Here is a 22,474-nt window from a genome sequence, read left to right on the forward strand (position 1 = left end):
AGATTTTAAGATAATGCAACTTTTTTTCAATTTTTGTTAGAAAAGAGGTCTAATGTTTCAATGATTTGATGACCATTCACTATGGGAATTGCTCCTTCAAAAAGCAATTGATTTGTCCCTTTTGATTGCGTTGCGTCTATAGGTCCTGGCACCACAAACACATCTTTTCCTTGCTCTAATGCAAGCTCTGTTGTAATAAGCGTGCCACTTTTTAATGCCGCTTCTGTCACAACTAATGCTTGAGATAAACCACTAATGATTCGGTTACGCATTGGGAAATGCCATTTTTCAGGCTTCATATGAGGAGGATATTCTGTCATTAATAACTGGTGCTCTGCCATTTGCGTAGCAAGAATGCGGTTTTCTGATGGATAGAGATAATTAAAACCATGTCCAAGCACAGCTATTGTATGACCGCCCATATCGATAGTCGCCCTATGTGCCATTGTATCTGCACCTCTTGCAAGCCCACTAACAACCGTATAATCACGTTGAATAAGCGGCGGGACAATTAAGTCTATCGCTCTTTTTGAATACGCTGTCGCCTTCCTAGAGCCTATAATAGCTATCTGTTTTTTGTTTGTTAACAGGGAATATTGACCTTTCACATACAATACAGTAGGTGGACTTGATATTTCAAATAATTGCGCCGGGAAATAGGGATGATAAAACGGGATGGGGAATATATTAGCCCGTGCATAGGCCTCTTCAAGTGGTGTTGTCATAATTTGTCGAAAGCGCTGAGAAAGTTGATGTGCTTTTTGTGCCGATATTTGTAAAACTTTTGCGAGGTCGTCATAATGAATGTCTTCAAAAGAGCTTAAAATATTCACAGGGGACAACAATTGCTGAAGTTTCTGTAGTGGTAATGGGTACACATAATGTAAGGCTAGTAATCTCTGCGTATCTACTGCGAGAATCATTCAATAAACCTCCTTTTATAATAGAAGAAATTAAATGACCGCATGATAGTTTTCAACACAACATTGCATTATTATTTATAACATCTGCCACAAAATTGTTGATTTCTTCATAAGTAAGTAGGTAATTGTTGAATGAAGTATGATAAACAGTGTATAAATAATGAAAAAGATGTAGCCGTAATGGCTACATCTTCCATTTTAATGGGTTTTACACTTTTCGTATAGCCCTTTTTCTTTAATTACTTTAATCAATGTTTCACCAATTACAGAAGGTGTTTCTGCAACTTCAATACCAGCTTCGTTCATTGCTTTAATTTTCTCAGCTGCTGTTCCTTTACCACCAGAAATGATAGCACCAGCGTGACCCATACGTTTGCCAGGAGGTGCAGTTTGTCCACCAATAAAGCCTACAACAGGTTTTGTCATATTTGCCTTAATCCATGCCGCTGCTTCTTCCTCAGCTGTACCACCGATTTCACCAATCATAACAACTGCGTATGTTTCTGGATCATTATTAAAGGCTTCAAGTACATCAATGAAGTTTGTACCGTTGACAGGGTCTCCACCAATACCTACTGCAGTTGTTTGACCAATTCCAGCTTGTGTTAATTGGTGTACTGCTTCATATGTTAATGTACCAGAACGAGAAACAACTCCTACATGGCCTTTTGTATGAATATAACCAGGCATGATACCAATTTTACATTCATCAGCTGTAATAACACCTGGACAGTTTGGACCTACTAGTCGAGTGTTTTTACCTTCCATATAACGTTTAACCTTAACCATATCAAGGACAGGAATATGCTCTGTGATACAGATTGTTAATTCTAATTCAGCATCAACAGCTTCTAAAATTGCATCTGCCGCAAATGGTGCAGGTACATAGATAACTGAAGTTGTAGCACCTGTTGCAGCTACAGCTTCTGCTACTGTATTGAAAACAGGAACTCCCTCGATTTCAAGTCCACCTTTACCTGGTGTTACACCTGCTACGATTTTAGTACCATACTCAAGCATTTGCTTCGTATGGAAAAGAGCTGTTTCGCCCGTAATCCCTTGTACAATTACCTTCGTATCTTTGTTAATAAATACAGCCATTGTTCTCCCTGCCTTCCTTAGCCTACTAGTCCCACAATTTTTTGTGCACCGTCAGCCATTGAATCCGCTGCAACGATGTTTAAACCAGATGCATTTAAAATTTCTTTTCCAAGTTCAACATTTGTACCTTCTAAGCGTACAACTAATGGCACAGCTAAACCAATCTCTTTAGCAGCCGTTACAACACCCTCAGCAATAATGTTACACTTCATAATTCCACCAAAGATGTTTACGAAAATGCCTTTTACGTTTGGATCAGAAAGGATAATTTTGAAAGCCTCTGTTACTTTTTCAGCTGTTGCACCGCCCCCTACATCTAGGAAGTTAGCAGGGCTTCCGCCATAATAACTAATTGTATCCATCGTTGCCATTGCAAGACCAGCACCGTTAACCATACAGCCAATATTTCCATCTAATGAAATATAGCTTAGGTCATATTTCGAAGCTTCGATTTCTTTTGCATCTTCTTCGTCAAAATCGCGTAATTCGACAATATCCTTATGTCGATATAATGCATTGGCATCAAAATTGAATTTAGCATCTAATGCTACTACTTCGCCTTGTCCAGTTACAACAAGTGGATTAATTTCTACAATTGATGCATCTTTGTCGATAAATGCTTGATATAAGCCTAACATTAATTTAACAGCTTTCCCTACAAGGTTTGCTGGAATATTCATATTAAACGCCATACGACGTGCTTGGAAGCTTGTTAATCCAACTACAGGATCTACAACTTCTTTGAAGATTTTTTCTGGATTTGTTTCTGCTACTTCTTCAATATCCATACCGCCTTCTTCAGATCCCATCACTGTTACACGAGATGTGGCACGGTCTAATACTAGACTTAAATAGTATTCTTTTTGGATATCAGAACCCTCTTCAATATACAAACGTTTTACTTCTTTTCCTTCTGGACCTGTTTGATGAGTCACTAAAATTTTTCCTAATAACTCTTTTGCGTATGTGCGCACCTCGTCAAGGTTTTTAGCGATTTTGACACCGCCTGCTTTACCGCGTCCACCTGCATGGATTTGCGCCTTGACTACTGTTACGTTTGAGCCAAGTTCCTTCGCTACTTTTACTGCTTCATCAGGGGAAAAAGCAACTTTTCCGTTTGGTACAGCTACACCATATTTTCTCAGAATCTCTTTCCCTTGATATTCATGGATATTCATAATACATCCTCCCATCAAACATTTGCATAGAATTGTTTTACTAACATAGACTATTCTAACGAAAGATTCTGATAAAGTCTACACTTTGTCTTTAGTTCGAATTTTCTCTCTTATTATGACGCTTTTTTCTATTTTGTGTACTAAAACAGCTTGTAAAAATAATCAGAATAATTCATTTTTTCTATATTTTTGCGCATGTTGCTGATCCAAACGATAAATAAATGCGAAAACTTCTGCTACTGCCTGATATAATTCTTCAGGAATAGACTCATTTAAATCTAATTGACCAAGTAACTGCACAAGGTTAGGATCCTCATAAATCGGCACATTATGCTCATTTGCTCTTGCCAAAATGTTCTCGGCAATTTTCCCTTTTCCCTTTGCTACAACAGTGGGACTATCAAATTGACCAAGCTTATACGTAAGCGCAATTGCCTCTTTTCGAGTAAGTTTTTCTTCGCTCATACGCGGATATCCACCCCACTCTGCTCCTCTCGCTGTTCTACTACAGGACCTACTTTTTCCGTTTGCCCTTTATCAAATTGTTTAATAAACACACCTGAAAGTTGATAATTTTTTTCAGCCAGTCCAATTTTTAAAGCAGCCTTCAACGGCTCAGCAAGTGATTGAATTTCCGAATTTTCATTAAAGACCGTTACTGTGACAACTCTATTTTGAACCTGCATATCAATCACTGTTTCTTGCATAGATGCCATTTGTAAATAAAATAATACGCGTGCATAGTTTGCATCAATTTTGCCATTATCTTTCATGCGACCATTCCATTGTAAGGTTGCATCCATCTTCTTGCCAAAAAATTCAAGTGGAACTTGCATGATGAGCTGATGTTGATGACCATTTTCTCCTGAAGATAACTGCATTCCATTCATACGCGTCATAAGCATCTCTGCCGCTTCCTTCATTTGAGGTGGTATATTAGTTTCCTGCAATAATGTATGGAGCTGTGGCTTTAGCTGATGCGCAATCATGTGTAAATCAGCCGACTTGTTTCCGAGTGTAGCCTCGTAGCTAATTCCTAAATTTTTCAACACCGTTTTAAGTGCATGTTCCATCGCTTTACTATCCATTGAATTTTGTACTAGTGCTTCTGCTTGTGTCACAACTTGCTGTATAAATGGTTGCGAAGAATCAATACTATTTTTCACCAGATTGCGCATGAGTGCCTCAGACTGTGAAGGAGAATTGGCCTCTTGTTTAAATAAGGATAACAAATGATCTTTCATCGAAAGTGTGTGGGCATCCTGTGTAAATAAACGATCAGCTGTATTTTGAGTAAAAGCTTTTAATAACTGATCCTGCATTTGTTTAGCAAAAACATCTAGCGTTTGTTTTGATACTGGTAGCTGATTAAAACGATCCACAAGCTGATTGATTTGCTGTTTTTGCTCATTCGTTAATAAATTTTGACTTTCGGTCCATGATTTAAGCTGTTCCACCAGTTGTCTAGCATTTTCTGGCTTTGTAGCAAGAATGGTTTGAATAACTTGACCAGCTTGCTGTATTGGCTGAAAGGCTTTTGCTTCATTCATTTTTGACCAGTTTTGCAATGTAGCCTGCTGGGGAAGAATCCCCGACTCTTTTAGCATTGATAAAGCTTGCATTTTTTCATTCATTGTCGCAGCACTATTCGTTAAACTTTGTAAAAGCCTTGCAAGTACTGCACTTCCTGTTTCTACTTCAAAGGGCTTAGCAATCGCTTGTACTTGTTGCATTAAATTTTGCCTCAATGACTCAGATAGGGTTGTATCCTTCGCTAAAAGCTGAGCAAAGTTATCCATGATAGCGGTCATACCAGATGTCTTTTGACCACTCATCAATGCTTGAAACACATCGTTTATCATAGGCATTTTAAGCTCTATCATTTTTTGAATGGTTTGTAGAGCATCTACTTTTGATATACCCTCTGGCAATGCCTTTAACCACATTTCAGCTTGCAGCATTTGCTCTTTAGAAATTGGTAGCTGCGCTTTCATAAAATGCCCTAATAATTGCTGCATTTCTGCAGATTTTGGCAAATTCATGGATTCTAATAACTGATTAATTTGCTGACTCGGTGTAGATGCCTGCGCCATCGGTCCAGTCACTATTTTCAATTCCGTTTGTGGATTTGTCCCTGTTACCTGAAAGAAATGGGCATCCCCAGCTTTTAACGGCACTTCGAGTTTAGCTATAAATTTTTGATTACCTACTTGTATTTCTGCCATTTGATCTGGATATAATTGCTTAATTGTTCCATGAAATACTTGTCCTTGTTTTAAAGCAAGTGGTTGATTTGTCGAAGTCATTGCATTTTGCTGCATCTGAATTGGATTAAATGATGTGGCTGTCATATACATACTCCTTTCATCAATTACTCCTTTGTGTAATTGTCTACCGTTTTTTAGCTTTATGAAAACATAGATTTTATTGGTTCAAATGATTTACGATGGTGAATAGTCGGTCCAAATTCTTCTAACGCTTTTAAATGTTGCTTAGTCCCATACCCTGCATGTTGCGCAAAGCCATACATTGGAAATTCCTCGTCTAATTGCTCCATATACTCATCCCGTGCCGTTTTAGCTAAAATGGATGCAGCTGCTATCGCTAAGCTCTTAGCATCTCCTTTTATAATCGAATCTTGAGGAATTGTAATAGGTAATGTCATAGCATCTACTAAAACAACATTCGGCTTCGTTGACAATGATTCAACACTTACCTTCATAGATTGTTTTGTTGCCTCATATATATTCAGTTCATCAATTTGTTGGGCAGATTGAAAATGAATAAAATAGCTTATGGCATGCTCTTTAATTAATGTAGCAAAGCCGTTTCGTTTATCCTTCGATAATTGCTTTGAGTCATTCAGACCAACAAGTGCCTCACAATTTGTCGGTAAAATTACTGCTGCCGTTACGACTGGTCCTGCTAGTGGTCCTCTTCCTGCTTCATCTACACCCGCAATAAATGTATCTGTTCCCCCATAGCTTAAATCGAATGTAACTTTTTTTTGATGCTCTTGCAGTAATTGATGTTTTTTATCTTGTCTCTTTTGCCAAGTTAGCCATGCCTTTTGTACACCTGCTCTTTCATCGGCTGCAACTTCTTTCATCCAATCTTGCCATTCCTCAGCAGCTTTCAATGCAGTTGTAATTTCCTTAATCGTTTTCATTGTGTACTCCTTCTTGCTTCTATTCATTCAAACTATATCATGTTCAGTTATTATGTAGTCTCTTTAACTTGAAAACTATTTTCCTCTCTATAGTCATTATCGGTTAAAAAATGTATTCCTAAAAGAAAAACTGTCACAAAAGAACGTGTGACAGTTTTAAATACTTATAATTGTTCAGTTTCCTTTTCTAACTGTTCATCCACAAAATCAAAGGTAAGTTTACCTAATTGTAATCCACGGATATCTCGAACAATTAGTTGAGCTACTTGATCATAATCTATTTCTCCACCAGGACCAAATACACGACGCAGCTTACCAATATGGTCAAAAGTATCCACTAACTCCTCATGGATAAACTCAAGACCGTAACGCTCTTCCATACGCTTTGGATAATGATTAGATAAGAAGCGTAATCCATAGACAGCTAGGTCTTCCATATTTGTAATAGTATCCTTAATAGCACCAGTTAAAGCTAATTTAAAGCCTACTTCTTGATCCTCAAACTTTGGCCATAAAATACCTGGTGTATCCAATAGTTCAAGCTCTTTACCAACTTTGATCCATTGCTGTGCCTTTGTCACACCTGGTGTATTGCCCGTTTTAGCGATATTTTTTTTCGCTAAGCGATTAATTAATGTGGATTTTCCCACGTTTGGAATACCCACAATCATGGCACGAATAGCTCTAGGCTTCATTCCTCTTGCTTTCATGCGATCAAATTTTTCTTTTAAAATATCTTGTGCCGCTTTTGTGACTTGCTGTAAGCCCTTCCCCTCAAGTGAGTTAATGGCTACTGCTTGATGGCCACGCTTTGCAAAATACTCTACCCATTTCCGTGTTTCTTGTTCATCTGCCATATCCGCTTTATTTAAGATCAAAAGACGAGGTTTTTGGTTAATGACTTCGTCAATCATCGGATTACGTGAGGATAGCGGTAAACGTGCATCTATTAATTCAAAGATAATATCGACAAGCTTTAATTTTTCAGTTACTTCACGTCGGGCTTTAGCCATATGCCCTGGAAACCATTGTATCGTCACAGCTATACCTCCTAAACTAAAAGAAAAAGGGAGTGATTATGCTCTCCCTTTCTTACATTACTTTACAATTTTTATATCACTAAATGGCCAGAAAATCAGACTAGTATTACCGATAATTTCTTTTTGGTTAACAAGACCAATATGTCGACTGTCTTTACTATATCGACGATTATCTCCCATAACAAAGATATACCCCTCAGGAATGGTATTGCTATCCAAGGAAACATCAATGTCATTTAAGGTGAAATCTTCTGTTAAAGTTCCCTCTGTGATTTGCGCTTTATAGGCATCTAAATAGGGTTCTTCAATTGGCTCACCATTTATATACAATTGATCATCCTTATACTCTAATGTATCTCCTGGCAATCCAATTACACGCTTTATGTAATTTTTTTGTTCAGGTGCATGAAATACAACGATATCAAAACGTTTAGGCTCACCTATTTTATAACCAATTTTATTCACAATCATTCGGTCGCCATCTTCAAGGGTTGGCATCATGGACTCTCCATCAACTGCAATGGGTGTAAATAAAAAATATCGAATAACTGCAGCAATCGCAAATGCAATTAATAGTGCTTTTGTCCATTCCCATAATTCATTTTTTTCTTTCACTTGTTTTTCCATTGAGAATTGCCCCCTTGTCTAACACCATTTTAGATGATAGTGAATAAAGATGACAAGCAAAAAGAAAAGAGGCTTGAACACAAGCCCCTCACTTTTAAGTCATAATTATCGAATTTCTTTAATACGAGCAGCTTTACCACGTAGGTTACGTAGGTAGTAAAGTTTAGCACGACGTACTTTACCACGACGTACAACTTCTAAGTTAGCGATTTTTGGTGTGTGTACAGGGAATGTACGCTCAACACCTACACCGTAAGAAATTTTACGAACTGTGAAAGTTTCGCTAATTCCGCCACCACGACGTTTAATTACTACACCTTCGAAAATTTGGATACGTTCACGAGTACCCTCTACTACTTTCACGTGTACCTTAACAGTATCACCAGGACGGAAAGTTGGTAGATCAGAGCGAAGCTGAGATTTTGTAATTTCTGCAATAATGTTTGACATTGTTTTCTCTCCTTAGACAGATGCTCTTGCACGCAATCTATGCCACAGCGGAACACCGTAATTCAGTACTCACATAGAAGTACAGATTAGATGTTATCATAAATAGATTCGGCAATCAAGCATCTAGACGATTGTTTTTTAGTTTTTCTAGATACAATTTTTGCTTGTCTGTTAATGGGTATTGCTCAAGTAAGTCAGGACGGCGCTCAAAAGTTCTTTTCAGCGACTGTTCCTCTCGCCATTGCTCAATTTTAGCATGATTCCCCGATAATAAAACATCAGGTACCTTCATGCCACGGAACTCCGCAGGACGTGTATAATGTGGATGCTCAAGGAGACCTGTTGAAAAAGAATCTTGAATATGAGAATCCTCCTGTCCTAAGACACCAGGTAACAATCTAACTACGCTATCAATAACAGTCATAGCGCCTAATTCTCCACCTGTTAAGACAAAATCGCCAATGGAAATCTCGTCTGTCACAAGATGCTGACGTATACGCTCATCATAGCCTTCATAATGACCACATAAGAACACTAACTCTGTCTCCTGCGCTAACTCCTCTGCTTTTTTCTGCGTAAATCGTTCGCCCTGAGGACACATTAATATGATACGTGGCTGTTTCCCTGCAGTTATAGCCTCTACTGCACTAAACATTGGTTCAGGCTTTAATACCATACCTGCACCACCACCATATGGATAGTCGTCAACCTGATTATGCTTGTTCCCTGAAAATGTACGAATATCCGTTACCTCTAAATTTACAGCTCCCTTTTCTTGTGCCTTCTTTAAAATAGATGCACCAAAAACGCCTGAAAACATATCAGGGAACAGGCTCAATACATGAATATTCATCATAATAAGCCTTCCATAACATGAATGACTATTTTTTTGTCCATAACATCAATATCTTTCACGATATCTTCTATATAAGGGATATAGTGTTCTTTCTTAATCCCTTTCACTACCCATACATCGTTTGCCCCTGTTTGCAGGATATCTGCTACAATACCGATTGTCTCGCCCTCTTCAGAAATAACTGTGCAGCCTATTATTTCATGGAAAAAGAACTCATTTTCTTCAAGAAGATCATCAGTCATTTGATCTTTTGTCACTTTCAGCATGCCTTCTTTAAATGGCTCAACCAAGTTGATATTGTTCATGCCTTCAAAAGTTAATAAAATAAAGTTTTTATGACGACGCATAGAGTCAATCGTTACCCAGGTTGGCTTCTTATCGTCTTTTTTAAAGGCAGCAAGCTTATTTCCTACTGCAAAACGCTCTTCTTCAAAGTCTGTTGTCGATAATACACGTACCTCACCACGAATACCGTGCGTATTGACAATTCGACCTACATTAAACCATTCCATTCTATTTCACCTCGTAAAAAACATGCTTATCTTCACAATGCATCTGGCTCATCCAAAAAAGGTTCCGTTCTTGCAGATGTGCTTTGGAAGAATGTAGTTTTAGCTAAGACTCATTTGTCTTGTCAACAATAATATAAGCAATATCCTTTATCTATACTCCTTATTTAAGCTTTAATTTCCACTTAAACAGAAGTTATAGCGATATGCTGATGTTAAAAAAGATAAAAAAAGGAAGGAACCTACAAGCTCCCTCCTTTTTCGTCCAGATTTTACGCTTTATACAAAAAGGCCACTTTGAACTCCTAAGCGACATGTAAACACACCTATCAGGACTCACTAGTACTTGTTGCAAGAGCGTGAAAATCTTTTCTATTAATCCAATATATCGACGTAGGTCTTCTTTTGATGGTGACTACCTGCCGCTGAATAAACAATTGTACGAATCGCTTTTGCTACTCGCCCTTGCTTGCCTATGACTTTCCCTCTATCCTCTGGATGAACAAAAAGTTTATAAACAATTCGATTTGCATTTTCATCCGTCTCAATACGAACTTCTTCTGGATAATCGACTAACGGTAAAACGATTGCTTCAATCAGCTGCTTCAAAGACGTCGCCCCCGATTATTTACTGAATTTTTGGTTATGGAATTTTTCCATGATACCTTGTTCTGAGAACAGGTTACGTACTGTATCTGATGGTTTTGCACCGTCAGCTAACCATTTAAGAGCTTTTTCTTCATCAATGTTTACAGTAGCTGGTTGAGTTAGTGGGTTGTAAGTACCAACTGTTTCGATTTGACGACCATCACGTGGTGAACGAGCGTCTGCAACTACGATACGATAGAAAGGAGATTTTTTAGCTCCCATACGTTTTAAGCGAATTTTAACTGCCATTTTAATAGCACCTCCGAATAAGTTTCACACAAGATAGTATATTATCAATGTTTAGGTTGTTTGTAAAGTGTTTTTTCTTAACACCTAAAAATTATTATTTAAACAATGAATCAAAGCCTGGTAATTTCATTTTTTTCTTCCCTTTACCACTTGCCATTCCAGTCATTTGTTTCATCATTTTTTTCATTTCATCGAATTGTTTAATGAGACGATTCACCTCTTGAATAGATGTCCCAGAGCCTTTCGCAATACGCTTTTTACGGCTACCATTAATGATTTCTGGGTTGGTCTTTTCAGCAGGCGTCATCGAGTAAATAATGGCCTCTACACGCCCCATTTGCTTATCATCAACTTTTACATTATCTAAGCCTTTGATTTTGTTAGCACCTGGTAGCATTTTTAAAATTTCATCAAGAGGGCCCATTTTCTTGACTTGCTGTAATTGCTCGACAAAATCATCAAAAGTAAATGTTTGAGATTTAAACTTTTCTTCTAATTCTTTTGCCTTGGCTTCATCTACATTTGCCTGAGCTTTCTCGATAAGGGACAGAACATCGCCCATACCTAATATACGAGACGCCATACGCTCTGGATGGAATGGTTCAAGCGCATCCATTTTTTCGCCCATCCCGACAAATTTAATTGGTTTTTGCGTCACAGAACGGATAGATAATGCAGCACCACCACGCGTATCACCGTCAAGTTTTGTTAAAACAACCCCAGTAATACCGATTGCTTCATTAAAGCTTTCTGCTACATTGACTGCATCTTGACCCGTCATGGCATCAACAACTAGGAAAACCTCATCTGGCTCTTTTAATGCACGAATATCCTTTAACTCTTGCATTAGGTCTTCATCGATATGAAGTCGACCAGCTGTATCAATAATCACTACATCATGATGCTCTTCCTTTGCCAATTCAATTGCCTGACGTGCAATTTCTACAGGAGATACCTCAGTACCTAGCGCAAAAACAGGTAGTGATAACTGTTTTCCTAATGTTTGTAATTGTTGGACAGCTGCTGGACGATAAACGTCAGCGGCAACTAATAATGGTTTACGATTATATTTTTTTCGTAGAACATTTGCCAATTTACCTGTAGTGGTCGTTTTACCCGCACCTTGTAGACCAACCATCATAATGACAGTGGGTGGTTTCGTATTAAACTTAATGGGACTTTGTTCGCCCCCCATTAATTCTGTTAGTTCATCCTGTACAATTTTAATAACTTGCTGACCTGGTGTTAAACTTTGCATAACATCAACACCGACAGCACGTTCACTTACCTTTTTCACGAATTCTTTGACTACTTTTAAGTTAACATCCGCCTCGATTAAAGCAAATCGGACTTCTCGCATCATTTCTTTAACGTCTTGCTCTGACACTTTTCCTTTGCCTTTAATCTTTTGGATCGTTCCTTGGAGTCGTTCCGCTAATCCTTCAAAAGCCATTGCTTTCGCCTCCTAATCCCATTCTTTCAGCTGCTCAATAAGTGCTAGCTGCTCTTCAGCTGTCATACTTTTTTCTGTAATCCCCTGTGTTAGCTGTGACAGCATTTGGGTACGTTGTTGAAATTTTTCAAGTAAACATAATTTTTCTTCATATTCCTCAAGCATCGCTTCAGTTCGACGAATATTATCGTAAACAGCTTGGCGTGAAACACCATACGATTCAGCGATTTCTCCTAGAGAGTTATCATCCAAATAGTATAGCTCCATATAACTTCTTTGCTTATCTGTTAATAATGCTTGATAAAAGTCGAAGAGAAAGTTCATGCGTGTTGTTTTTTCAAGTAGCATCGAATGTTTCTCCTCCCGCTATTAGTCATTTGTATCATAACGAAAAGCGCCCGTCTGTGTCAAGGTAATCTCCTTGTCTAAAAGCCTAAATTGCAGCTTCAGGCATTTTTTGCCTTTGGCTAGTATTACTCTTTTAAACAAGTCAATTCACCTATACACAATCGAGCGTTTTTATCTATTATGTGTCAGTGTCACTTTATCCAATTTTGTTCAAAAAAAGCTGAAGCAAACTAAGCATCCTGCTTTCTGAATAGAAAAGAGATATATGGCATTCAATATAAAACTATTCAGCCACTGTTAGCTGTTTTCATCATTATTTTGTAGTTCCTTATCCAAACCATCAGCAAATAGTCCATAGACATATCGTTCTGCATCAAATGGCTGTAAATCATCCATTTTCTCACCAAGACCCACAAATTTTACAGGAATGTGCAGCTTGTTACGAATAGCAAGAACAATACCCCCTTTAGCAGTACCGTCTAACTTTGTTAAAACAATCCCTGTCACATTCGTTGCCTCTTTAAATGTTTGTGCTTGAACAAGCGCATTTTGGCCAGTTGTTGCATCTAATGCTAATAATACTTCATGTGGAGCATTTGGAATTTCACGTGAAATAACACGATGAACTTTTTCAAGCTCATTCATTAGGTTCACTTTGTTCTGCAAGCGTCCCGCTGTATCACAAATCAACACATCCGCTTTTCTGTTTTTTGCTGCACGAATCGCATCATACATAACTGCTGCTGGGTCAGAGCCTTCTGATTGTTTAATAACCTCACAACCAACACGATCTCCCCATACTTGTAATTGATCAATAGCACCTGCACGGAACGTATCACCCGCAGCTAATACAACCGTTTTTCCTTGAGACTTTAAACGGTGTGCTAGCTTACCTATCGTTGTTGTTTTCCCAACACCATTTACACCAACAAATAGAATAACAGTTAATTCACCATCTGGCTGCATAGTTAGTTCAATTAAATCTTCTTCACCTTGCTCGTAAATCTCTACAAGCTTCTCAGAAATCACAGCTTGAATGCCATTTGTATCTTTAATATTTTTACGTTGCACTTCATAACGCAGTTTATCCATGAGTTCCATGACTGTTTCAAATCCAACATCAGCCTGTAATAGTAAGTCCTCTAATTCTTCAAAGAAATCCTCATCCACTTTACGATAGCGTGCAACAAGATCATTCACTTTTGATGTAAAAGAATTACGTGTTTTTTCAAGGCCAGCCTTGAATTTTTGTGTTATTGACCAAGCAGAAGGCTTTTTCTCTTCCAGTGGTTCATCCTCTACTACTGCTAGCTCCTGAACATCTAGCTGTGCTTCTTCTATTTCAGGTGAGGGCTCGGCTTCCACTTCGACTTCTTTCACAATCGCCATTTCTGGTGATTCTTCATCTTGTTCAGACACTTTTAGATCAACGGTTTCAATGGCAGCAGGTTCGTTTGATTCTTTAAACTCTGGCTCCGAATGGTCAGATTCCTGTTCGTTGTCGGTTGCGTCTAGCTTCTCTTCCTCTGCTGGATTACCCATTAATTTATCTTTTAAACGTTTAAAAAAACTCATGCTTGTTCGCTCCTTTGCTCCGCAAGTACGGGTTCATCTTCTAGTTTTACTGATACAAGTTTCGACACACCTGATTCTTGCATTGTTATACCATACAAGACATCAGCTCCCTCCATTGTTCCTTTACGATGAGTAATCACAATGAATTGTGTGTCGAGACTAAACTTTTTCAAATATTGGCTATAACGCACAACATTCGCTTCATCTAAAGCCGCCTCTACTTCATCCAGAATACAAAATGGTACAGGTCGAATATTTAAGATGGAGAATAGTAAAGCAATGGCCGTAAGTGCACGCTCACCACCAGAAAGCAAACTTAAATTCTGTAATTTTTTTCCTGGAGGCTGTGCAACAATTTCAATACCTGTTTCCAATAAATTTTGTGGGTCAATTAAAACCAAATCAGCTTGCCCCCCGCCAAACAATTCACGGAAAACACGTTTAAATTGCTCTCTAATAGCATAAAACGTTTCACTAAAGCGCATCGTCATTTCTTCATCCATTTCTTTGATTGCTTCATGTAATGTTTCTTGTGCAGCAAGCAAGTCCTCTCGTTGTTCAGTTAAGAAAGTATGACGTTCTAGTACTCTATCATATTCCTCAATCGCACTTAAATTAACAGGTCCTAGCTCTTCAATGGATCTTTTTAACAATTTAACACGTCTTCGCACAAACTCTTCATCTTCTATTGCCAGAGCTTCTTTCTCAGCCTCTTCGAAAGTTAACTGATAATTTTCTTCGAGTTGTTCGATAAAATTATCCATTTCAAATTCTACACGATTACGTTTTAACTCATTGGCACGAATTGCTTCAAGATATCCTTTATGAATACGCTGTAGTTCCTTGAGTTGTTCTTCTAATGTAGAGAGTTCTTGTTGTTGTCCTATTTTCTGCTCTTTCTTTTCAGAAATAGTCTCTTGTAAGGCATCTCTTCTTGCTTTCCATGTCACAACCTGTTCCTCGACCTCTTCATCACTTAAATGATTTGTCGATTCATCAGATTGAAGCCACATTATTTCCTGAGAAATATTTTTAACTTTTTGTTGTGCTTTGTTTAATTGTAGTGCCAGTTCAGCAGTCGTAATTTGAACTTGTGACATTTGTTCTTGCATAACCGCTAGCTGTGAACGTTTTTCGGCAAGCTGTTCTCGTAAGACATCTTTCTCTGTCTCCCCCTGTAACTTTACCTTACTTAATTGTTCGACAGTTTCATTGATTTCGACAAGCTCTACAGCAAGGGTATTTAAGCGCTCCTCTGCTGCTTGCTTTTGTGTTAACAATGCTTCCTCACGTGTTTTTACATCTTTTGTTTCAGTTGAAGCAAAGGTTACTCTAGCCGATAAGCTTTTTTCTACGACTTCTAGCTCACGAATACGACTTGACTGTTGCATCTCATCTTTTCGTAATTGCTCTCCTTCAAGCTTTAATTGCTCTACTTGATCTCGCAGTACTGCAAGCTTCTCTTTTTCGGCTGCAACAGCCTGTTCAGCACTATAAATGGAAGCCTGTAACGATTCTAGCTTAATGATTAAATCATCTAACTCTGCTTTTCTTGTAAAGAGTGAGGATTGCTGTTTCAGTGCACCACCTGTTAAGGAACCCCCTGCATTAACAATATCTCCTTCAAGTGTGACAACTCGGTATCGGAAACCACATAATCGGGCAATTTGACTTGCGCCTTCTAAATTTGATGCCACGATGACATTCCCTAATAGATTTTCAACAATTGTTCGATTATCTTCATTAAAAGTGACAAGTGCATCTGCCATTTGAACAAAGGCAGGATGTTCAGTTGCTAGCTGAATAGTTCCTGGATTAATTTTGCGTGATTTCATGACTGTTTTCGGTAAAAAAGTAGCACGTCCAGCCCGTTTTTGTTTTAACCAGAGAATAGCCTGTTGCGCATCTCGCTCATTGGTTGTGACAATATGTTGAGAGGCAGCACCTAAAGCTGTTTCAATCGCTTGTGAATACTTTCCTTCAACTTGGATTAACTCTGCTACAGCACCCTCAATACCTTGTAAATCACCTTTATCTCGAGCAAGCAAGACTTCTTTAACACCTTGGAAGAACCCAGAAAAATCAGCTTCGAGTTCAGCTAATGTATCTTTTCTAGCCTTTAGTTGTTGTTGGTGTTGATACGCTTTGTACAACATATCCTGTTTTTCGCTAAAAGAAATATTGACATTTTTCAACTGTATTTGTAAGGTTTCATATTGCTCTAATTTTTTCTGTAAATCATTGGTTGTCAAAGCATGTTCAACCACTAGCTTTTCTTTTTCAGCAATGATTTGCATAAGCTCTTGTCCAATTTCATCTGTTTGATCGGACATTTTTGCCGCCATTGCCTTTTGTTGAGCTAATTGCTGATCGATATTTTTTAATTCATTCTTGACTGTTGCTTCTTCATTTAATGAATCAATATATCGATTTTTATAGTCTTCTATTTCTTCCTCGATTTCTGTCACAGACCGATTTAATGATTGTTCTAACTGCTTGATGCTCTGCTTTAATACTGATACGGCTTGTTGCTTCTCGGAGAACACTTCTTTTTTCTCCTGTTCTTGAACCAGGAGTAATTCTACTTCCGCCTTAGCCTCTTGTAATGTTGTATTCAGTTGTAATAGTTGATTCGATGCATTTTGGCGTTTTTCAGCCATTAATGCCTTACGACCATCCCAACGCTCTACCTCCATAGTGGCATTGACAAGCTCAGCCTGCGAAACATCCAAATAATCATCTAGATCTTTTAATAGCTTACGTATATTGGCGGTCTGTTTATCAATCATTGAAATATTTTGAGCTTGTTCTAGCTCTGTTGCAGAAAGCTTCGTAAATTCCTCTTTAAGCGCATGCAAAGATTGTGCACAATTTTTAAAATCATGCACAAGAATTGCAATATCAAAATCCTTTAGTTCAGAAGACATTTGTACATAATCTCTTGCACTAGATGCCTGCATTTCAAGCGGCTCTAATCGGTTGTCTAATTCATGGAGAATGTCTAATACACGATACAAATTTTCATCTGTCTCAACAAGCTTATGCTCAGCTTTTTTCTTTCTTATTTTATACTTTAAAACGCCAGCTGCCTCTTCAAAAATAGAACGACGGTCATCAGGTCGACTATTTAAAATTTCATCAACACGACCTTGAGAGATAATTGAAAATGCCTCTTTCCCAAGTCCTGAATCCATAAACAAGTCCGTAATATCCTTCAGGCGACACTGTTGGTTATTTAATAAATATTCACTATCACCTGAACGGTATACGCGTCTTGTTACACTGACTTCTGTATAAGAAAAAGCAAGTTGCTCATCAGTATTATCTAAAATAAGTGTTACTTCTGCAAAGTTGAGTGGCTTACGAGAGTCACTCCCAGCGAAAATAACATCTTCCATCTTTGCTCCACGTAACGACTTTGCCGATTGCTCCCCAAGTACCCAACGAATCGCATCTGTGACATTACTTTTTCCACTGCCATTTGGTCCAACAACGGCTGTAACACCAGGTACAAAATCAATTCCAATGCGTTCCGCAAAAGATTTAAAGCCAATCACTTCTAGTCGTTTTAGGAACATCTATTAAGCCTCCTCTTTTGCAGCTTCTTCACGCATCATCCGCATTGCACATTGTGCAGCTTGCTGCTCGGCTTCTTTTTTTGACTTTCCACGACCAATACCAAGCTCTTGTCCATTTAATAATACGCTTGATACAAAGGTACGATTATGTGCTGGGCCTTTTTCATCGATAATCTCATAATGAAGAAGTCCATTATTCGTTTGCTGTACCATTTCTTGCAATTGACTTTTAAAATCCATCACATGCGAAAAAGCACCGACTTCTACTTTTGGGAACACGATTCGTTCTAAAAATGACACGACCGTTTGTAAATCTTGATCTAAATAGAGTGCACCTACAAATGATTCAAAGACATCTGCAAGCAGCGCTGGACGTTCCCGACCACCTGTTAATTCCTCACCTTTTCCAAGTAATACAAAGCGTCCAAAGCCTAGCTCGTTAGCAAATATCACTAGTGATGGCTCACATACAATGGAAGCTCTTAGCTTTGTTAACTCACCCTCGCTCATATTTGGATATTTCTCAAAAAGATATTTAGAAACAGACAGTTCAAGTACTGCGTCTCCTAAAAATTCAAGACGCTCATTATCCGTAAATAATTTACGGCGATGCTCATTCACATAAGATGAATGCGTGAATGCTTGATACAATAAATTTTTATTAATAAATGTGATATTTAATTCATGCTGTAACAGCTCAAATTGGTTGCGTACTTTTTCAGGAAGTACGCCAGATTTCTGCATAGTTCCTTTTCTTTTCATAGCCATTGAACAAATCTGCCTTCCTAATAGTTTCTACCGTTTTAGTGTACCTTTTTCAGGGCGTTTATGCAAAAGTATTTCGGCTTAAACACAATGTTTTGGAAATTTTTCCGAAAATTCCTCTTAATACAGCATGCATCTCCCATTAGAGAGAATTTTGAAGCTGACTGGTCATTAGATTTTTAACATAAAAAAGGGACGTTAATAGATCGAAAACCGATCCATTTCGTCCCCTTTAAATACATCTTCATTCATTGAATCTGCTCCTTCAAACAAGGAATGCAGAAAAAGTAATTTCTACTTTATTCAAGCTACCATAAAACCATTGTATGATTACGATGACCATTACACCATTAGAGGTGATCTATTTTCACTAAATAAAGTTTTAACGAAATTAGTTTAATTTACTTTCGATGTATGAGATTGCAGTACCTACTGTTGAGATTTTTTCAGCATCTTCATCAGAAATTTCCATATCGAATTCGTCTTCAAGCTCCATTACAAGCTCAACTACGTCTAATGAGTCAGCACCTAAATCATCACGGAAAGAAGCTTCTAGCGTTACTTCGCTTTCTTCCACACCTAAACGGTCCACGATTACTTTTGTTACGCGTTCTAATACTGTAGACAAATGATTCACCTCCCCTCAAATGATTATACAAAAAATCAGCTTATATGCCTAATTGAAATTACATAACCATACCGCCATCAATATGAAGCGTTTGTCCAGTCATATAATTTGCGTCCTCCGATGCTAGGAAAGCTACTGCTTTTGCGATATCCTCTGGCTGACCAAGTTTCGCAAGAGGAATCTGTGTTAGCATACCTTGTTTGATATCCTCTGGCAATTGTTCTGTCATTTCTGTTTCGATAAAACCTGGTGCAATAGCATTAACTAAAATATTACGAGAAGCTAATTCCTTTGCCGTCGTTTTCGTTAGTCCAATAACACCTGCTTTAGCCGCAACATAGTTGGCTTGACCAGCATTACCCGCTACACCAACGATGGAAGAAATGTTAATAATGCGACCTGCACGTTGCTTCATCATTTGACGTGTGACCGCTTTTGTACAAAGGAAAACACCTTTAAGGTTCGTATTTAATACATCGTCCCATTCGTCTTCTTTCATACGCATAATCAAGTTATCTCTTGTAATACCAGCATTATTCACTAAAATATCAAGGGAGCCGTATGTTTTCACAGCAGCATCCATTAATGCTGTCACTTCTTCTGTCTGAGAGACGCTAGCTTGTACAGCAATTGCTTCGCCACCGTTTTCTTGAATCATCGCTACTACTTCTTCTGCTTTTGCCTGAGAGCCACTATAGTTCACAACAACCTTAGCACCTTCTTCTGCAAGCTTTAAAGCAATAGCACGTCCAATCCCTCTTGAAGCTCCTGTTACAACAGCTACTTTTCCTTCTAATTTACGCATTAATTGACCACTCCTTCGACGCTTCTAAAACTGCTTCTAACGAAGCTTCATCATAAACACAATAAGTTGCAACAGAGCGATCAATTTTTTTCAAGAGACCGCTTAATACTTTACCAGGTCCACATTCGATAAAGACGTCAACACCTTGCGCAAGCATTTCACGCATAGAAGCTTCCCATTGAACAGCACTGTATACCTGTTCAACTAGCTCTTGTTGTATTGCTGCTACATCTTTTAATTCCTTCGCCATCACATTGCCAATTACAGGAATTTCAGGTGCAGATAAAGAAATCTCTGCCAATGCTGCTTGCAGTTTCTCTGAAGATGGACGCATTAAATCAGAGTGGAAGGGACCACTTACAACTAAAGGTATTGCTCGTTTTGCACCAGCTTCTTTGGCAGCAACACTTGCTTTATCCACACCTTCTTTAGTGCCCGAAATAACAATTTGTCCTGGACAATTCACATTAGCCACCTGAACAGAGTCACCTGATGCTGATACCTGCTCTGTTACCTCGTTCAATGCCTCTAGTTCCATTCCTAAAATTGCTGCCATTGCGCCTTGACCTGCTGGCACAGCTTCATTCATATAAAGACCTCGTTTATGCACGATTGACACAGCATCATCAAATGACATAACACCTGCTAACACCAATGCACCATATTCTCCAAGTGAATGACCCGCTGCGTAGTGTGGTTGAATACCTGCTGCGCGTAACTTTTCAGCCACCATTACACCAGTAGTAAGTAGCGCTGGCTGTGCATGATATGTCAGTGTTAACTCTTCTGCTGGACCTTCTAACATTAATTTAGATAATTCAAATTGAAGAGCTTGATCTGCGCGATCATAAAATGCTTTACTTTCTGCAGCATTTTCAACAAACTCTTGACCCATTCCAACTACTTGTGAACCCTGTCCTGGAAAAATAAATGCTATTTTTGTCATTTGAATAATCCCCTTTGCTTAATCAATTTCTATGTGGCGTACTGTCTCCGTAATCGTCGAAATAACCGTATGCTCCACCATCGTATTGGCTTGTCGAATGGCACTGAAAATCGCTTTCGCATTTGATGATCCATGTGCCTTAATAACAGGTGCTTGTAAGCCAAACAATCCTGCGCCACCATACTCTGTATAGTCCATTTTATTTTTCAAGTCACGTAAATTATTTTTCATGAGCGCTGCTGAAATTTTCGTTTTCGTTGAAGACATAAAGGCCTCTTTTAACATAGAAAATAAAGCACCTGCTGTCCCTTCAATAGACTTCAACACCATATTTCCTGTAAAGCCATCTGTTACAACAACATCAGCTACTCCTTCAAGTAAATCACGTGCTTCTACATTTCCAATAAAATTCAAATCTGCTTCCTTCAATAATTCGAAGGCAGCTTTTGTTAATTCATTCCCTTTTTTATCCTCGGTACCGATATTTAATAAGCCAATTCGTGGTTTTTGCAAACCTCCAACCTTTTTAGCATAAATATCACCCATAATGGCATATTGCACTAAATGCTCTGGGCGAGCATCTGCATTTGCCCCTAAATCAAGCATTAAAAACCCTTTACCGTCTAATGTTGGTAGCGTTGTAGCTAATGCTGGTCTAGCTATTCCCTCAATGCGACCTACTTTAAATAGGCCACCCGCCATCAGGGCCCCTGTGTTCCCTGCAGAAAGGCAAGCATCTGCTTTACCCTCCTCTACTGCATCCATCATACGTGCCATGGAAGAATCCTTTTTTCTACGAACAGCACGGGCAGGATCATCAGTTCCTTCTACTGCTTCCTCACAATGTATAACCTTTAATCGATCATGTTGTTTTAAAAATGGTTCCAGCTTATCTTGATGACCATATAGTTGAATTTCTAAGTTTGGAATTTGCTCTAATGCTAAAAGTGCACCTTCAACAACTGACTTTGGTGCATTGTCTCCACCCATTCCATCAAGCGCTAATTTCATTGTTACTCACCTTTACCTTTCGTGCGGTACATATCAAACTCACCAACAAAAACGGTTTCACCATTAACGGTAGATGTTACCTCAACTTTTGTTCGGTGTGTTTGTTCATCTCGTCCGATAACAATCGCTTTTGTAATAACACGATTTCCAGCTCGTACAGGTTTCACAAACGTAATATTGGAATGTACGGTTAATGCTAGTTCGTCATCAATTACTGCAACCGCTAATGAATTTGCTTGCGCAAACAAATGATGCCCACGTGCGATGCCATTACGCTGAAAAACATGCTCTTCTTGTACATCAAAAATCGAGAGTGCTCGATGATCTAATTCAATATCTACTATCTCCCCAATGACCTCATCAATCGGGAGAGATTTTACTTCATTTTCATAGTTTTTTGAAGCAACATCTTTAATTCGCTCGCGTAATTCTGGTATTGATAATTCCATACGGTCTAAACGAATTGTTTGGACACTTACCTGAAACTGTGTTGCTAGCTGTTCATCTGTGACGAATGGATTTTCAGCTATCGTTTCAGATAGTAGTCGCTGTCGCTCTTTTTTCGTTCGTCTCAACTTCATTCGCCACCTTTTGAGTTGTTATTAGCACTTGGTA

At 38.5% G+C, this 22,474-nt stretch carries 23 protein-coding genes; all 23 read right to left on the minus strand.

From position 1 onward, the window contains the following. Positions 1–26 precede the first annotated feature (26 nt). Positions 27–923: a DNA-processing protein DprA gene (gene dprA, locus BFM98_RS15330; protein WP_054550511.1), complete on the minus strand. Its 897-nt coding sequence runs from the start codon at positions 921–923 to the stop codon at positions 27–29. Between the two features lie 198 nt (positions 924–1,121). Continuing rightward, complete coding sequence (gene sucD, locus BFM98_RS15335; RefSeq protein ID WP_004229280.1) at positions 1,122–2,024, minus strand: succinate--CoA ligase subunit alpha; 903 nt, start codon at positions 2,022–2,024, stop codon at positions 1,122–1,124. A 17-nt stretch (positions 2,025–2,041) separates the two neighbouring features. Beyond that, positions 2,042–3,202 carry an ADP-forming succinate--CoA ligase subunit beta gene (sucC, locus tag BFM98_RS15340; protein WP_036080495.1) on the minus strand — a complete coding sequence of 387 codons (1,161 nt, stop codon included), beginning with the start codon at positions 3,200–3,202 and terminating at the stop codon, positions 2,042–2,044. A gap of 162 nt (positions 3,203–3,364) precedes the next feature. After that, entirely contained in the window at positions 3,365–3,667 is a 303-nt protein-coding gene (locus tag BFM98_RS15345; protein WP_048391628.1) for an EscU/YscU/HrcU family type III secretion system export apparatus switch protein, read from the minus strand. Continuing rightward, the gene (locus BFM98_RS15350) at positions 3,664–5,553 is read right to left on the minus strand and encodes a hypothetical protein (RefSeq protein WP_066037817.1); all 1,890 of its coding nucleotides are present in this window, start codon (positions 5,551–5,553) and stop codon (positions 3,664–3,666) included. Before BFM98_RS15350 ends, BFM98_RS15345 begins: the two co-directional genes overlap by 4 nt. Before the next feature lie 56 nt (positions 5,554–5,609). Further along, entirely contained in the window at positions 5,610–6,371 is a 762-nt protein-coding gene (locus BFM98_RS15355; RefSeq protein ID WP_066037818.1) for a ribonuclease HII, read from the minus strand. A gap of 164 nt (positions 6,372–6,535) precedes the next feature. Beyond that, entirely contained in the window at positions 6,536–7,411 is an 876-nt protein-coding gene (gene ylqF / locus BFM98_RS15360; protein ID WP_066037819.1) for a ribosome biogenesis GTPase YlqF, read from the minus strand. A 57-nt stretch (positions 7,412–7,468) separates the two neighbouring features. Further along, complete coding sequence (gene lepB / locus BFM98_RS15365; protein ID WP_048391637.1) at positions 7,469–8,038, minus strand: signal peptidase I; 570 nt, start codon at positions 8,036–8,038, stop codon at positions 7,469–7,471. 105 nt (positions 8,039–8,143) lie between these two features. After that, positions 8,144–8,488 carry a 50S ribosomal protein L19 gene (rplS, locus tag BFM98_RS15370; protein WP_004269407.1) on the minus strand — a complete coding sequence of 115 codons (345 nt, stop codon included), beginning with the start codon at positions 8,486–8,488 and terminating at the stop codon, positions 8,144–8,146. A gap of 115 nt (positions 8,489–8,603) precedes the next feature. Next, positions 8,604–9,341, minus strand: a complete 738-nt coding sequence (trmD, locus tag BFM98_RS15375; RefSeq protein WP_066037837.1) for a tRNA (guanosine(37)-N1)-methyltransferase TrmD — start codon at positions 9,339–9,341, stop codon at positions 8,604–8,606. Then, positions 9,341–9,856, minus strand: coding sequence for a ribosome maturation factor RimM (rimM, locus tag BFM98_RS15380; protein ID WP_066037820.1), 516 nt, complete (start codon positions 9,854–9,856; stop codon positions 9,341–9,343). The genes trmD and rimM overlap by 1 nt, the downstream gene beginning before the upstream one ends. A gap of 372 nt (positions 9,857–10,228) precedes the next feature. Then, positions 10,229–10,462, minus strand: coding sequence for a KH domain-containing protein (locus BFM98_RS15385; RefSeq protein ID WP_004269410.1), 234 nt, complete (start codon positions 10,460–10,462; stop codon positions 10,229–10,231). A gap of 15 nt (positions 10,463–10,477) precedes the next feature. Further along, a complete protein-coding gene (rpsP, locus tag BFM98_RS15390; RefSeq protein ID WP_004269411.1) occupies positions 10,478–10,750 on the minus strand; it encodes a 30S ribosomal protein S16 in 273 nt (90 codons plus the stop codon). 94 nt (positions 10,751–10,844) lie between these two features. After that, on the minus strand, positions 10,845–12,203 hold the full coding sequence (gene ffh, locus BFM98_RS15395; protein WP_048391641.1) for a signal recognition particle protein: 1,359 nt from the start codon (positions 12,201–12,203) through the stop codon (positions 10,845–10,847). A gap of 12 nt (positions 12,204–12,215) precedes the next feature. Then, positions 12,216–12,551, minus strand: coding sequence for a putative DNA-binding protein (locus BFM98_RS15400; protein ID WP_048391643.1), 336 nt, complete (start codon positions 12,549–12,551; stop codon positions 12,216–12,218). 297 nt (positions 12,552–12,848) lie between these two features. Then, the gene (ftsY, locus tag BFM98_RS15405; RefSeq protein ID WP_066037821.1) at positions 12,849–14,126 is read right to left on the minus strand and encodes a signal recognition particle-docking protein FtsY; all 1,278 of its coding nucleotides are present in this window, start codon (positions 14,124–14,126) and stop codon (positions 12,849–12,851) included. Beyond that, positions 14,123–17,704: a chromosome segregation protein SMC gene (smc, locus tag BFM98_RS15410; RefSeq protein ID WP_066037822.1), complete on the minus strand. Its 3,582-nt coding sequence runs from the start codon at positions 17,702–17,704 to the stop codon at positions 14,123–14,125. Before smc ends, ftsY begins: the two co-directional genes overlap by 4 nt. Before the next feature lie 3 nt (positions 17,705–17,707). Beyond that, positions 17,708–18,472, minus strand: a complete 765-nt coding sequence (gene rnc / locus BFM98_RS15415) for a ribonuclease III (RefSeq protein ID WP_012293239.1) — start codon at positions 18,470–18,472, stop codon at positions 17,708–17,710. Between the two features lie 388 nt (positions 18,473–18,860). After that, entirely contained in the window at positions 18,861–19,097 is a 237-nt protein-coding gene (gene acpP / locus BFM98_RS15420) for an acyl carrier protein (RefSeq protein ID WP_009371143.1), read from the minus strand. A gap of 58 nt (positions 19,098–19,155) precedes the next feature. Further along, complete coding sequence (gene fabG / locus BFM98_RS15425; RefSeq protein ID WP_004269418.1) at positions 19,156–19,902, minus strand: 3-oxoacyl-[acyl-carrier-protein] reductase; 747 nt, start codon at positions 19,900–19,902, stop codon at positions 19,156–19,158. Then, positions 19,895–20,848 carry an ACP S-malonyltransferase gene (gene fabD, locus BFM98_RS15430; RefSeq protein ID WP_004269419.1) on the minus strand — a complete coding sequence of 318 codons (954 nt, stop codon included), beginning with the start codon at positions 20,846–20,848 and terminating at the stop codon, positions 19,895–19,897. The genes fabG and fabD overlap by 8 nt, the downstream gene beginning before the upstream one ends. An 18-nt stretch (positions 20,849–20,866) precedes the next feature. Continuing rightward, positions 20,867–21,859, minus strand: coding sequence for a phosphate acyltransferase PlsX (plsX, locus tag BFM98_RS15435; protein WP_048391651.1), 993 nt, complete (start codon positions 21,857–21,859; stop codon positions 20,867–20,869). 2 nt (positions 21,860–21,861) lie between these two features. Further along, positions 21,862–22,434: a transcription factor FapR gene (fapR, locus tag BFM98_RS15440; protein ID WP_004269421.1), complete on the minus strand. Its 573-nt coding sequence runs from the start codon at positions 22,432–22,434 to the stop codon at positions 21,862–21,864. Between the last annotated feature and the right edge of the window lie 40 nt (positions 22,435–22,474).

Source organism: Lysinibacillus sp. AR18-8 (assembly GCF_001705465.1).
GTDB lineage: Bacteria > Bacillota > Bacilli > Bacillales_A > Planococcaceae > Lysinibacillus > Lysinibacillus capsici.